At 27.7% G+C, this 15,108-nt stretch carries 13 protein-coding genes and 1 rRNA gene; 2 read left to right on the forward strand and 12 right to left on the reverse strand.

Going from position 1 to position 15,108, the window contains the following annotated elements:
- From I4U89_RS08745 to I4U89_RS08780, 8 genes are all read right to left on the reverse strand, one after another.
- A 16S ribosomal RNA gene (locus tag I4U89_RS08745) occupies positions 1-332 on the reverse strand; the annotation flags it as partial.
- 400 nt (positions 333-732) lie between these two features.
- The gene (locus I4U89_RS08750; RefSeq protein WP_195940004.1) at positions 733-1,014 is read right to left on the reverse strand and encodes a hypothetical protein; all 282 of its coding nucleotides are present in this window, start codon (positions 1,012-1,014) and stop codon (positions 733-735) included.
- A 129-nt stretch (positions 1,015-1,143) separates the two neighbouring features.
- Entirely contained in the window at positions 1,144-1,545 is a 402-nt protein-coding gene (locus I4U89_RS08755; RefSeq protein WP_195940005.1) for a PTS sugar transporter subunit IIA, read from the reverse strand.
- A 9-nt stretch (positions 1,546-1,554) separates the two neighbouring features.
- Positions 1,555-2,394, reverse strand: coding sequence for a PTS system mannose/fructose/sorbose family transporter subunit IID (locus I4U89_RS08760; protein ID WP_195940006.1), 840 nt, complete (start codon positions 2,392-2,394; stop codon positions 1,555-1,557).
- Complete coding sequence (locus I4U89_RS08765) at positions 2,384-3,151, reverse strand: PTS mannose/fructose/sorbose/N-acetylgalactosamine transporter subunit IIC (protein WP_195940007.1); 768 nt, start codon at positions 3,149-3,151, stop codon at positions 2,384-2,386. Before I4U89_RS08765 ends, I4U89_RS08760 begins: the two co-directional genes overlap by 11 nt.
- A 23-nt stretch (positions 3,152-3,174) precedes the next feature.
- Entirely contained in the window at positions 3,175-3,651 is a 477-nt protein-coding gene (gene agaB / locus I4U89_RS08770) for a PTS galactosamine transporter subunit IIB (protein WP_195940008.1), read from the reverse strand.
- Positions 3,652-3,911: 260 nt separating this feature from the next.
- Positions 3,912-5,762 carry an ABC transporter ATP-binding protein gene (locus I4U89_RS08775; protein ID WP_207744161.1) on the reverse strand — a complete coding sequence of 617 codons (1,851 nt, stop codon included), beginning with the start codon at positions 5,760-5,762 and terminating at the stop codon, positions 3,912-3,914.
- The gene (locus I4U89_RS08780) at positions 5,752-7,974 is read right to left on the reverse strand and encodes an ABC transporter ATP-binding protein (RefSeq protein WP_195940009.1); all 2,223 of its coding nucleotides are present in this window, start codon (positions 7,972-7,974) and stop codon (positions 5,752-5,754) included. Before I4U89_RS08780 ends, I4U89_RS08775 begins: the two co-directional genes overlap by 11 nt.
- 316 nt (positions 7,975-8,290) lie before the next feature.
- On the opposite strand from I4U89_RS08780, the gene I4U89_RS08785 reads away from it, so the two are divergent.
- The gene (locus I4U89_RS08785; RefSeq protein ID WP_195940010.1) at positions 8,291-8,743 is read left to right on the forward strand and encodes a MarR family winged helix-turn-helix transcriptional regulator; all 453 of its coding nucleotides are present in this window, start codon (positions 8,291-8,293) and stop codon (positions 8,741-8,743) included.
- 216 nt (positions 8,744-8,959) lie between these two features.
- Here I4U89_RS08785 and I4U89_RS08790 read toward each other — a convergent pair whose 3' ends face one another.
- From I4U89_RS08790 to I4U89_RS08805, 4 genes are all read right to left on the reverse strand, one after another.
- Positions 8,960-9,259 (reverse strand): PTS sugar transporter subunit IIBC, encoded by a 300-nt coding sequence (locus I4U89_RS08790; RefSeq protein ID WP_195940011.1) that lies wholly within the window; start codon positions 9,257-9,259, stop codon positions 8,960-8,962.
- Positions 9,260-9,472: 213 nt separating this feature from the next.
- A complete protein-coding gene (locus I4U89_RS08795; protein ID WP_195940012.1) occupies positions 9,473-9,844 on the reverse strand; it encodes a VOC family protein in 372 nt (123 codons plus the stop codon).
- Positions 9,845-10,244: 400 nt separating this feature from the next.
- Positions 10,245-10,421, reverse strand: a complete 177-nt coding sequence (locus I4U89_RS08800) for a hypothetical protein (RefSeq protein WP_195940013.1) — start codon at positions 10,419-10,421, stop codon at positions 10,245-10,247.
- Positions 10,422-10,513: 92 nt separating this feature from the next.
- Positions 10,514-13,690, reverse strand: coding sequence for a ligand-binding sensor domain-containing protein (locus I4U89_RS08805; RefSeq protein WP_195940014.1), 3,177 nt, complete (start codon positions 13,688-13,690; stop codon positions 10,514-10,516).
- A 213-nt stretch (positions 13,691-13,903) separates the two neighbouring features.
- Between I4U89_RS08805 and I4U89_RS15700 the strand changes: the two genes are divergently transcribed.
- Positions 13,904-14,629: a hypothetical protein gene (locus I4U89_RS15700; protein WP_243279187.1), complete on the forward strand. Its 726-nt coding sequence runs from the start codon at positions 13,904-13,906 to the stop codon at positions 14,627-14,629.
- Positions 14,630-15,108: the final 479 nt, after the last annotated feature.

Genomic DNA, 15,108 nt, shown 5'->3' on the forward strand with positions numbered 1-15,108 from the left:
GTAGGAGTTTGGACCGTGTCTCAGTTCCAATGTGGCCGATCACCCTCTCAGGTCGGCTACTGATCGTCGCCTTGGTAAGCCGTTACCTTACCAACTAGCTAATCAGACGCGGGTCCATCCTGTACCGCAAAAACTTTGATAAGAAAGCCATGCGACTTTCTCATATTATCTCGTATTAGCATACCTTTCGGTATGTTATCCGTGTGTACAGGGTAGGTTACCCACGCGTTACTCACCCGTCCGCCGCTCTTCACCGAAGTGAATCGCTCGACTTGCATGTGTTAGGCACGCCGCCAGCGTTCATCCTGAGCCAGGATCAAACTCTCAAAATAAATTTGAATTTATATCGCCAACAAACAAGTTTCGTATTCACTCAACTTATTCTGTTGCTCAAATATAAGTTTTCCTGCTCAGACTATCATTATCTGAATATCTGGCTTGGTTGTATTCGATTCTTTAAAGAATCATTAGTTATATAAATTAACCTACTGTTTAATTTTCAAAGTTCATTTTCATTTTGCCCTTTTCTTAAGGACAAGTAATACTATATCACCTTATATTTATATCGTCAATACTTTTTATAAACTTTTTTATTTTTATATTTATTATTTAATATTAATATCACTAAATTACTTATCTTCACTTAGTTTTAAATATATTGTACTAGTTAATTTTTTCTTATCTTTATTTGTATAATTAATTTTAACTAGTACAATATATATTATTTTCTATTTAGTATAATTTTCTTCTGTTATCATATGATGTATGCATATTGCCATCATAATCTAATTTAGCTTTTATGCTTACTATACGTCTACCCTTATTATGATTCACAGCTATATCCTCATATCTAGCATCATCTGCGTTACTTTTTAAATAATCTCTTAAAAATTCTTTACCTGATGTTGTGTCTGCATTATCAAATACATTAAAGTATGCAGAATCTTTCACTTCTAAAGATATATCATATGTTCCATCTTCTCTTTTATATCTAGTTTCTCTTATATTATCCATATTATTTCCTCCTGTAAGAAATAGCATAATTATATTTAATTTTTCCATAATATTATTTTTTATTATAAAAACCTTAAATAAATTATAAAAAAAGAAGAATGCAATTTTGCATTCTTCTTTTTTTATAATTTATATTCCATCTTCAGCCAACACAACTTTTCTTATTGGTGGTTTTATACTGTTTATTCCAGCTGTCTTTATAGCCTCGCTATCAATTTCAAATCCTAGAGATACCATCATAGTTGATTCAACTAGCATTGGTAGATTAGTTCCACAGAAAACTTCTATATTTGAATGTTCTAATGTTAACTCACTACTAACTTTAAAAGGAGTTCCTCCAGGTAAATCTGTAAATATATATACTTTATTATCAGTATCTCTAATCATGTTATTTATTTCTTCTTTTAAATCATCAGATGATTTATTTTCTGTAAAATCAACAGTTTTTATGAAATCATATTTTCCTGCAATTAAATCCAAACTACTTTTAAGTCCACTTCCAAAATTCCCATGTCCTGTTATTATTATCATTTTACCCTCCTAGAGTATGCCTAAGAATGCTCCTATTAATCCTATTACTACTAATACTAATATATTAACTAGCGGAGAAACATTTTTCTTAACTAATCCATACATTCCAAATGTTAATCCAAGAGGTAATAAACATGGCATTATAGAATCTAGTATCTTTTGTAAGTCTATAGTTCCAGACATACTTAAGTATTCTGGAGTAACTATATTTATATTTACATATGATGCTATTAATGCTCCTACTACTATCATACCAAGTACTGTAGCTGATCTAGTAAATTCTTTAGCATTTTTAGTAAGCTTAGTTATACCTTCAACACCAACTTTATATGACCAATGCATAAGGCCAAATCTCAATCCTAAATGTACTACATTAAATAAAACAAAAAATATAATTGGTCCTAATATACTTCCTTGTAAAGAAAGATTCGCTCCTATACCTGCAGATATTGGTAATAATGTAAACCAGAATATTGCATCTCCTATACCACCTAAAGGTCCCATTGCTGCAACTCTTAGTGCACGTATAGTCTGAACATCTGATTTTTTTTGTTCAAGAGATAATATTATTCCCATAACAAATGTTATTAAAAATGGATGGCAGTTAAAAAACTCCAGATTATGTTTCATTGATGTTGATAAATCTTCTTTGTTTTTGTGTATTTTTTTAAGCCCTGGAAGTATAGAATATAACCATCCTCCAGCTTGCATTCTTTCATAGTTAAATGATGCTTGTAAAAACATTGATCTCCAAGCCATTTGATTTAATGTTTTATTGTTAAGAGTTTCGCCTTCTGTTTTATCAATATATTCTCTTTGACTTTTTAATGCTTCTATATTAGATGCCATCGCCTATACCTCCTCCTGTATTTTTAGTTTTCATACTTACATGGAAGTCATAAACTGCTGCAGCTATACCTACTATAGCTATAGCTAAAAGTGGCAATTTACCATATGCTACTAAAACAAATCCTAACATCATAAATAGTGCATATTCTTTACTTAACATAACCTTAAGTAACATTGCAAATCCTAGAGCTGGCATCATCTTACCTGCTGCAGTTAGTCCATCCCAAACCCATTGTGGTAATACTTTTGTTAAAGTTTCTCCTATTGCCTGACCTGATAATAATCCTGCTAAAACTATTAGTGCAAATGATACTGCTAATATTCCCATAGCCATATAATTAACTCTATCTATTCCTTTTGGATTAGCTTCATCTGCAGCCTTATCACATAGTCCCATTAATGGAGACATTACTGTAAATAAAGCTGTTACTGCATATTGACCAAGTAATGCAAATGGTATTGCAAGAGGTAGTGCAGCTGAAGTGTCAAGACCTGATTGAATAGCAAATACTGTAGCCATTATTCCACCTATAACTGCATTTGGAGGTTGTGCTCCTCCTACTGGCATTGCTCCTATCATCATAAGTTCATATGAACCACCAACTATAAGTCCTGTTTGTAAATCTCCCATAATAGCTCCTATTATAGGTCCCATTACTATTGGTCTATAAAAGGATTCTAAGAAGTTGAACTGGTCTACTGCTGCTATCATTGTAACTATTAGTATAAGACCAATTTGCATAAAACTTAATTCCATAAACTTACCCCCTTTATTGAATTTTATTTAAATAGTTCATCTAGACTCTCAGCAGATTCACTTGGAACCCTTCTGATTTCTAGTTTCACACCAAGTTCTTGAAGACGTCTAAATGCAGCTACGTCATCATCATTTACACATACAGCTTTAGATACTTGTCTTTTTCCTTCTGCCATATGCATGTTTCCTATATTAACTTCTTTTATTGGTACTCCACCTTCTACTAATCTAAGTACATCTTGTGGAGTTTCACATATTATTGCTATATGTTGAGCATTACTTGCTTTGTGTATTATATTTATAGTTTTTTCTATACTAAAATATCTAGTTTGCGCAAAGCTTGGTGCTGCCATATCCATAAGACCTTGTCTAAATTCATTAGCGCATACCTCATCATTTGCAACTAATAATAAATTTGCTCCTACACTTGAAGACCACATTGTCGCTACTTGACCATGTATCAATCTGTTATCAATTCTTGTTAATACTATATTTGGCATAATCCCCCACTCCTTAAATTTTGATATTATTTGTTATGTTTTATAAAATTATATTACTTACTTTAATTGTAGTAACTTTTTTTATCTGTGTATTTGTAATTTTGTCTTTATGATTTATACTTTTATACTCTAGATTCATTATAAAAATATATGTAGTTATATATATCAAAACTCTTTTATCAATAATTTAAAATTCAATATTTTGATAAAATAAAAAACGGTCCTTAAGTTTAATAACTTAAGAACCGCTTTTTATTTTTTTAACAAGCTTCTACTTCTTCAAACTGACTATTGTATAATTCAGAATAGAATCCGCCTTCTTTTAGTAATTCATCATGACTACCTTGCTCTACTATATCTCCATCCTTCATTACTAATATTAAATCAGCATTTCTTATAGTAGATAGTCTATGTGCTATTATAAAGCTTGTTCTACCTTCCATAAGATTTTCCATAGCTTGTTGTATTAATACTTCTGTACGAGTATCAACAGAGCTTGTTGCTTCATCTAATATTAATATTTTCGGATCTGCAAGTATAGCTCTTGCTATTGTTAGTAATTGTTTTTGACCTTGAGATATATTGTTAGCCTCTTCATTTATTTCCATGTTATATCCGTCACTTAATGTCTTTATAAAGTGGTCTGCATGTGCAAGTTTTGCTGCTTTTATAACCTCTTCATCGTTCGCTTTAAGGTTTCCATAACGTATATTATCCATTATACTTCCATTAAATAACCAAGTATCTTGTAAAACCATACCAAATAGATTTCTTAAATCTCTTCTTGTAAATTCTTTTAAATCGTGTCCATCTATTAATATCTTTCCACTATTTAATTCATAGAATCTCATAAGAAGTTTTACTATTGTAGTTTTACCTGCCCCTGTAGGACCTACTATCGCTACTTTTTGACCTGGTTTTATTTTTATTGAAAAATCATTTATTATTATTTTATCATCACTATATCCAAAGTTTACATTTTCAAATTCAACTTCACCTTTAATATTTTCAGTTGATGCAGGTGTTTTAGTTTCTTCTATTTCTTCATCTTCACTTAAGAATTCAAATACTCTTTCGGCTGCTGCTGCCGTTTGTTGCATTACATTGGCGATTTGAGCTGTTTGTGCTATTGGTTGCATAAATGATCTTACATATTGAATAAATGATAGTATATCCCCAACTTCTATTTTTTTCTTTATTGTAAGATATCCACCCATTATAGCTACCATTACATATCCTAAGTTTCCTATGAAAGTCATTATAGGCATCATCATTCCAGATAATGCTTGAGATTTCCAAGCAGAATTATATAATGTATTGTTTAACTCATTAAATTCTTCAATAGCTTTTTCCTCACCATTAAATGCTTTCATTATATTGTGACCACTATATATTTCCTCTATATGACCATTAGTGTGACCTAAGTACTCTTGTTGATCTTTAAAGTGTTTTTGAGATTTTTTAACAACAATACTTATAAATACTAATGCTAAAGGTATTATTACTAAAGTTACTAAAGTCATACTTACACTTATTGATAGCATCATCACTAGTACACCTATAAGTACTGTGGCTGCAGTTATCATCTGTGATAGTATTTGGTTTAAGTTTTGACTTATTGCATCTACATCGTTAGTAACCCTCGATAGTACTTCTCCATTTGTTGTTCCATCAAAGTATTTAAGAGGTAATTTGTTTATTTTTTCTGATATCTCTTTTCTTAAATTATAAGATACCTTTTGTGATATATCAGATGTAACAAATGTCTGAACAAATGAAAATAGAGCACTTATAACATATAACCCAACCAACATAACTAGTGTTTTTGATATGCTAGTAAAATCTATTCCGCTTCCACTTCCACTTACTTTGCTTACTAATCCTTCAAATATTTCAGTTGTTGCATTACCTAATATTTTAGGTCCCACTATAGTAAATACCGCACTACCTATAGCAAATAATACAACAAATATTAATGATACTTTATATGGACTTAAACGATTAAGTAATTTTTTCATAGTCCCTTTAAAGTCTTTTGCTTTTTCTGAACCTGCCATCATAGAAGGTCCTCCACCCATTCCCATAGGTCTTTTGCTTTTCTTAACACTCATTGACTAACTCCTCCTTTGATAACTGAGATAGTGCAATTTGCTTATATACGTCACAGTTTTCTATTAGCTCTTGATGAGTTCCTTTACCTACCATCTTCCCTTCATCAAGCACTATTATTTGCTCTGCATTCATTATAGTACTGATTCTTTGAGCTACTATTAAAACTGTTGAATCTCCAGTTTGATTTTTCAGTTCTTTTCTAAGTTTCGCATCTGTTTTTAAATCTAAAGCTGAGAAACTATCATCAAATATAAATATCTTAGGCTTTTTAGCTAAAGCACGAGCAATAGAAAGTCTTTGCTTTTGACCTCCAGATACATTCGTACCCCCTTGAGATATTTCAGTTTCGAATTTTTCTGGCTTAGTAGATATAAACTCCATAGCTTGAGCTGTTTGTGCTGCTCTTTCAACTTCTTCCTTACTTATATCTCTTGCGCCGTATTTTATATTACTATCTATTGTTCCAGAGAATAAAACTCCTTTTTGAGGTACATATCCTATTTTTTCTCTAAGATCATGTTGGCTTACTTCCTTTATATTAACTCCATTTACCAAAACTTCTCCCTCAGTAGCATCAAAGAAACGAGGTATAAGGTTTATTAGAGTTGATTTACCACTTCCTGTACTTCCTATAAATGCTGTTGTTTGACCTGGCTTAGCAACAAAACTTATATCACTTAATACATTATCTTCTGCATTAGGATATTTAAATGATACGTTTTTAAATTCAACTTCTCCATCTTTTGAATCATCAAATATTTTAGTGCTTTCAATATCTTTTATAGATACTTCTGTATCTAATACTTCCATTATACGCTTAGCTGATACAGCTGCTCTTGGAAGTATTACTGATAACATTGATATCATTAAAAATGCCATTATTATTTGCATAGAATATTGTATAAATGCCATCATATCACCGACTTGCATTGCACCTGCATCTATTTGCTTAGCTCCAACCCATACTATTAGTACAGTTGTTATATTCATAATAAGCATCATAGTCGGCATCATCATAGTCATTATACGATTTACAAATGTATTTGTTTTTCTTAAAAGAGTATTTGTTTCATCAAATCTTTCTTCTTCTATTTTTTGAGTACTAAAAGCTCTTATAACTAACATTCCTGTTAACGATTCACGTGTTACTAGATTTAATTTATCTATAAGCTTTTGAACTTTATTAAATTTCGGTATAGCTAAACTAAATAATACTGTAACAACTATTAGTATTGCGCCAATAGCCACTCCTATTATCCAAGACATAGAAGTATCTGTATCTAGTACTTTTAATACCCCACCTATACCTAGTATTGGAGCATAAAATACCATTTTTATAAACATCGCAGTAAATACTTGTATTTGTTGTATATCATTTGTACTACGAGTTATAAGTGATGCAGTAGAAAACTTATTAAATTCTACATTGGAAAATCCTACAACTTTTCTAAATACATCTTTACGTATATTTCTTCCTACGCCTGCACCAACTCTACCAGCTATGTAAACCACTGATATTGTAGCTGCCATACCTACAAGAGCTATTACTATCATTATTGCTCCTGTTTTGAATATATAATTGTTTTGTAACTTAGTTAAATCCATACCTATTTTTTCATATTCAGTTTTAACCGCATAAATAGCTGATTGATTAAGCATGCTAGGATCTAAATCATCTATTTTTTCATCAATAGGCTTCATCATAGTGTCTAACTGAGCTTTTGGCATATTTTCTATCATAGGCCATATATCAGTACCTTTTGGTACATTTGGTATATCTCCTTTATCACTAGCCATATTTATAGCTGCTACTCTCATCATAGAGTCAGACATTATCTTATTTAAGCTATCTATAACATCTTTATCTTTAGTATTTAATTGGTATAAAGGTTCATTTTTAAGTGCAGGATACTTTTCAACTTCTTTGTTATACTCCTTGTCACTTAAATCTTCTTTGTCTATCAAGTTATAATATTTTTCAACCTTTTCTTTTTCAGTATCGTTCATAAATATTTTTAACTTCTTAAATTCTGATTCTCTTATAACAACTGGTACTGCATTTTCTATACCACTTTGTTGAATTCCTACGTTTACTATGTTTGAAGTATAATCAGGCAATGATAAATCACACATTGCTTGAACTACTAAAAGCATAACCGCCATAATAATTGACACAATAAACGGTTTTGAGTATTTAAAAATCTTAAACATAGCTTAAAATTCCCTCCATTTAATTTTAGTCTTTTTACACAATTTATAGTTTTTGATGTATAATAATATTAAACTACTTATACTAGTTAATAGTTATACTTTTTAACTATTATATTTTTTAAGTATATAGTATTTTAAAAAAAAGTCAATATTTTATATACTATTTTTATAACTAAAAATAGTTGATTAGAAACCTTATAAATTATATATATTATATTTATCTACAATCTCAAAATAAATTTAATGTTATATATAGTATGAAATAATTTTTCTGAGTAAAATTTGTGTTAAAATAAATTTTTATGGAGGTATTATTATGGCTGATGATAAATTAGAGTCTATAGTTCAAAATTTTGTAAAGATAATGCCATTATTTCAAAAGAAAATAATTAGGAATGAGTGTGGATTTAGAAATGATACATTCAATCATTCTCACTTTCAAATAATGGAGGTCCTTAGGCATCATGGTACTCAACCAATTTCTGAAGTTGCTAAAAAGTTGTTAATTTCAACACCAAATATGACAAAACTTCTTAATAAACTTATAAATGAAGGAATGGTTGAAAGGGCTCATGATACAAAAGACCGCAGAATAGTTAATATTAGCTTAACTGATAAAGGAGATCAATATTTAAAAGATAAGTTTAATCTTATGAAAGATACCTTAAAAAACAGACTTTCGACTATTCCAGACGACCAACTTAATAAATTAAATACATCTCTTGAGAATTTAAAAGAGGTATTAATGGAAATAAGCTCAGATAATTAAGTCTGAGCTTTTATTTTAATAAGGTATGTTTTATCTACTTTACTAACCTCTTTAGTAGTAACATCTTATTTTTCTATAAGGTTGTCTGGCACATATAGTGATGTTGACTTAACAAAATACTAGTGTAATCAACATGACAATTACTTTTCTTAAATTAACATATTCTCTTAATTTACATTTCGTTATGTAATAATTCAATTTCTATTACCGAACACATTAATTTATTTCTTCCATTATCTCTTTAATAACTGATTTTGCATCATTTATAACATACTTAGGTTCTACTTCATAATATTCGCAATCTATAAATCTTTCTATCTTTTCTATGTCTTCTACTTCAAAACTTATTACAAATAGTACTGCACATGCTTTTCTAATTTCAGTTTCACTTATTTCATTTTGTATTTTGAAATTTTCTTGTATTTCACAAACCACATTTATCCCTAGTTCTTGTCCTGCTGACTTTATCGCTTCAGCACTTTGTATATTTTCACATATAACTACTATGTTCTTCATATTTAATACCTCTCTCTTTTATAATCTATCTTTATATTATTATATTTTATTATTCTCTGAGTCAATATTAATTTTATAAATAAACTTCATAGATAAATCAATATAATTTTTTATTTAAAATAAGTCCATTCTAATAAAAAAAAGTATTGTTAGCTAATATAACTACAATACTTTTTTATCTTGTTTCAAATGTTATTTAACTAGTTAAACAAATTACATATTTTGAGGAAGTATTTCTATCCAATAATTATCTGGATCCGCTATAAAATAAATTCCCATAGCTTCATTCTCAAAACATATACATCCCATATCTTTATGTAGTTTGTAAGCTTTATCAAAATCGTCTACTCTAAGAGCTAGGTGGAATTCATTATCTCCTAGGTTATAAGGTCTATCCCAATCTCTTAACCAAGTTAACTCTAATGTATAATCACTTTCTCCATCTCCTAAATAAACTAATATGAAACTTCCGTCTTCAGCTTCTTTTCTTCTTACTTCTTTAAGACCTAATGCCTTTTCATAAAACTCAAGACTTTTCTCAAGATTTAATACGTTAAAGTTATTGTGACAAAATTTAAAATTCATAGATTCCCCTCCATATATCTTTTTATTTATTATAATTTATTTATTGATTTAAATAAATATATTAGTTTAATTTTAGCTTTACACTAGTATCTAAACATATGTAATCATTATAAAAATATGTTAACCTATCCACAAATTAACATAAATATAGTGGAAAACATTTTTCAATAATTATAAACGCATTTCTTAAATATATAGCTATACTTTAAAATATTATGTTTATTTTTATATTATTAATAGGCTATTTTTGTAATATTAAATTTAATTTTTATTTATATAACTTTTGTTAAGTGAGTATTAATTATAAATTAATTTCTATAATAATAAGAATGTGTGTATATAAATTAATTTACAATAATATAGATTTACCCATATTAAATTATTTTTGTGTATAATTTTATTATATAACTAGTATTTTGCCTAACTCATTATTAATCAACTTTAGCTTTTCCATATCATTCATATTTTGATTCTCCACTATTTCCTTTATGCTTATAATTATTCTTCTGCTTTCATTTTCTCTTTCACTTTTTAAATCTATTAATCCTTCTATTATATTTTCTCTACTTAAAACCATTATATATACCCCCTAAAGTAATTATTAATACTATCTTTGACATTTCTTATAATATTTAATCAATCTACATAACAAAAATAACTAGCTATAAGCTAGTTATTTTTGTACATATTTTCTGGTAATATTATTGTAAATTTGGTTCCTTTTCCTAATTCACTCTCTACATATATATCACCTTTATGTAGATTTATAATATGTTTTGTTATAGTAAGACCTAGTCCACTACCTTGTTTTGATTCACCATATTCATCTACCACTTGGTTAAATCTATTAAATATAGAATGATGATATTTTTCTTCTATTCCTACTCCTGTATCAGATATTTCTATCTGCACGTTTGTTCCAACTTCCTTAATTATAACCTCTACCTTTCCTCCCTCACTTGTAAACTTTATAGCATTGTTTACTAAGTTTACTATACATCTATCAATATCGTATGAATCACATAATATTGTTTTTTCTTCTATATAAGGATCTACTATTAATTCAATTCCTTTATCATGAGCTAAATTACTCAAACTTAGTGCACTTTCCTCTACTAAATATACTATATCATGTTCATTTACATTAAGTATATAGTTCCCATTTTCTATTTTTGATGTATCAATAATATTATTAATAAGCCTTAATAATCGATTTGAATTTTTTCTTAAGATGCTCATATAATATTCTATTTTTTCACTTGATATTTGCTTTCCACGATTATTAAGTCCTGTTATCAACTGCTCTGTACTACGTATAAGATTTAATGGCGTTCTTAATTCATGAGATAAGTTTATAAAATAATTATTTTTGTTTTTTTCAAGCTCAATAACTTTATCAAAAAGAACTTTATTCTTTTCCATCTCTTCTCGTAATTCTTCTGTTCTTTCTCCTACTAATTTATCAAGCCTCTTCATTTTTCTTTGATTGTGGACAATAATGGCTATTATAATAAGTGCATAAATAACTAGTGCTTCTTTACTTCTCCACCACGGTGGATTTATCTTAAAGTTTATATTAGTTTTTTCACTCATTACACCATTATTATTTATAGCTTTTACCATAAACTTATAGCTTCCTGGTCTTAAATTTGTATATGTTACTTTATTATCCTTTATAGTATGCCAACTATCATTACTTCCTTCTAACTTATATACATACTGTATTCTTTGAGTATTTTTATAATCTGGTAAGAAGAATTTTATCTCTATAGTATTTTCATCACTTTTAAATTCTAAATTTTTTCCTTCTTCAAACACAACTCCATTAACTGATATATCATCAATCATTACTCTAGATATATCTTTTGATGTTACTAAATTATTTGGATTAATTATATTTAATCCATTAATTCCTCCAAATAGTATCTCTCCTTTAGAGTTTTTAAAGCAAGCATTACCGTTAAATTCATTACCTTGAAGTCCATCTGTAACATTTAAATTTATAAATTTATTATTTTTTACATCGAATTTTGAAATTCCATTATTTGTACTCATCCAAGGGTTATTTTTATCATCAAGAACTACACCATATACTGTATTATTAGGCAAGCCTTCTTGTTCTGTAAAATATATTATTTTGCCAGTTTCTTTGTCTAATTTATTTAAACCATAGTTAGTGGCTATCCATAAATTCTTATTATTATCTTCAACTACATTTCTTATTTCATTAGTACTTAATCCATCTTTCTTTTTGTATATTTTTACTTTTTTAGTTTTAGGATTTATGCTTATTAGACCGCCTTCAGTAGATGTGCCTAACCAATAAATACCTTCCTTATCTTTATAAATACAAGATATATAATCTTTAGGAATTTTATATTTTACTAGCAAATCATTTATATTACTTATTTCATTGGTTTTAGAATTAATTATATTAACTCCACCCCTTGTAGCTACAAATACATATTCTCCATCTATATAAATAGTTCTTATATAATTATCTAATAATCCATTATCTAAAGTATAATACTTTATTTTCTTTGTTTTTTTATTTATCCTGTTTAATCCACTATTTGTTCCGATCCATATATCATCATTTTTGCCCGTTATATATCTAATTCTATCATCAGTTAATATGCCTTTTTCTATTTGCCTTATTGTATCTTTTTTTCTATTAATTATATTTATGCCATCAGATCTTGTACCTACCCAAATTAGTCCATCTTTGTCTTCATATATTCCATGAATCACACTACTACTCAAAGAGTTTTTATCATAAGGATCATTTTGATACTGAGTCACTCTATTTTTAGGATCAAATATACTTATACCTGTGTATGTTCCTACCCAAATTAAGCCATTTTTATCTTGCATAATACACCTTGTACTATTGCTAATTAAACTATGGCTATCATATGGTCTATTTTTGTACAATTCTTCCTTATTTCCATCTTCAGAGAGCTCTAATAATCCATCGTCAGTGCATACCCATATATTCCCTTCAGTATCCTTTAATATATTTTTTACAAAGTCTAATTCTTTATTTTGCTTACTTATTTTATGCAATTTTATCTTGTTTGTATTGATGTCTATTTTAAATAAACCATTTTTCATAGTTCCTATCCATACATATCCTTCTTTATCCATATACAGTCCATAGATAGTATCTTTTTCATTAGGTTTCTTATCCTTTGTCAAATATATCTTATCTATATTTTTATTTTTTGTATTTATTTTATTTAATCCATCACTAGTCCCTATCCATATATTTTTATTCTTATCTTCATCTAAGCAATAAATAAATTGATCTGTTAAATCAGATTCTTTCGATAATATTCTTTCAAATCTATCCTTGTTCTCATTGTATATATTTAGTCCATTTATAGTACCAACTAAAACTTTTCCATCAGAAGTTACTAGTATATCGCAAACATTATCATCAGAAATATTTCCATTTTTACTACCTTGTTTGTAATTTTTTATCTTCCCATCTTTAGAAATCTTACTTACTCCATCTATAGTTCCTACCCATATATTATTATCTTTATCTTCTTTTATTTTTATAATATTATTACTTACTATTGAGTTTTTAGATTTTTCATTATGTCTATATTGTTTAAATTCATATCCATTGTACCTATTTAAACCATCTTGAGTTCCTATCCATATGTATCCCTTACTATCTTGATACAAATCTTCTATAGTACCTTGTGACAATCCCTGCTCAATCGTGATGTTCCTAAATTTCAGACTTGTTTGAGCAAATATTTTAATAGTATTTATAGATAATATCATTACTAATACTATTAACACTTTAAAAATATTTAGCTTCTTTATATATGTCATATTGACCTCTCTTTATCTGTATTTTTTAACTCTTTCATTATATTACATAATCTTACATATTTCTACATAAGTAGATAGTATTACTTGTCTTATTATATTTACTATACAGTTGTATTTATTTAAATATTTTACATTACTTAATTACAAAACATCATATAAGGACTATAATTATTGTAGATATTTAATTTATGTATTAGGGGGGGAATAAATTTTATGAGATTTGATTGTTTTTATTATCCTACAGTAAATGACGATGGAAAAGTCATAAGATCTAACATAAATTTAAAAGAGTTTGAGTTTGGAGATTTAGTCCCAACAAAAACACTTTATTACAATTACAGTAAAAACTTTGCTATTTACCAAGGGGAAGAATTTTATATTGTAGAAGATGGAATTTTAACTCAGTCTATAAGCTCTGATAACTTAAAGTTTCCACTAAAAATAGTATTTGGTAAGGGGAGACAGCTTAAAATATTTTCAAAAAAAGATTTGCCATCTATAAGGCTTTTATTAAAAGGTGAATTTGAAAAAGAAAAAGAACTAGGTGAACTATTCTGCTTATCTCTTATGTTAAATAAAAAAATCAAGCATATCCAATATGAAATTATGTCAGATTTAACTAATAGTTCTAGAGATTGTGATTTTTTAAATCAAGAAATAGATAATCGAACACATAAACTTATAGAAGATCTAAAAATAGTAGAAAGAAAGTTTTATTCCCTTACTTTAGATTACCCTAATTTAAAGGACTCTTATTTAAAGTATATGAATTTTAGTGATAAAGAAGATCTGTTAGAAATATCTATAAATAAATATTTTAAACCTGAGAGTAGTGAATATAAACATTACTTAATATTACGCTCTATGTGCAATTCAAAGCCTATATATCCTAAATTCAAATTAGATAACCTTATTAGTTCATTTAATTACAAGATTTAAGAAATCTTATAAAAACTCTTTATATTTTAGTTAATAATTATGCCAAATACGTTCACTACATATATAATAGTGTATATGTAAATATCAATAGATTTAAAATGGTATTGTTTTAATTAAAGCAATACCATTTCTTCTATCTTAAATTACTTTAGATTTAACATAAAAATTTCTCTTAATATACAGGCTAATAAAAAAAAATAGACTGCATGTGCAGTCTTGAGCTTTTTTAAATACTATTCAGGGGGGATAGTATTTTCCATGTCATTAGATTTACTCTTATATTATCTATCGTCTGAAAATAATCTGAGTAAACTTATCTATTCTTATGATATAAATTGTGGTTGTGTCCTTCTATGTCCGTTCCTGTCGGTGACTATTAATAATATAATATATTTCTACATTTTTTACCATATTATAATTTCTTTTTTATGTAAAATTTTATTTTTATATATTTTATAATTAATTATTTATAAGTGTTA

This window comes from Romboutsia sp. 1001713B170131_170501_G6, assembly GCF_015668195.1.
Taxonomy (GTDB): Bacteria; Bacillota; Clostridia; order Peptostreptococcales; family Peptostreptococcaceae; genus Romboutsia_C.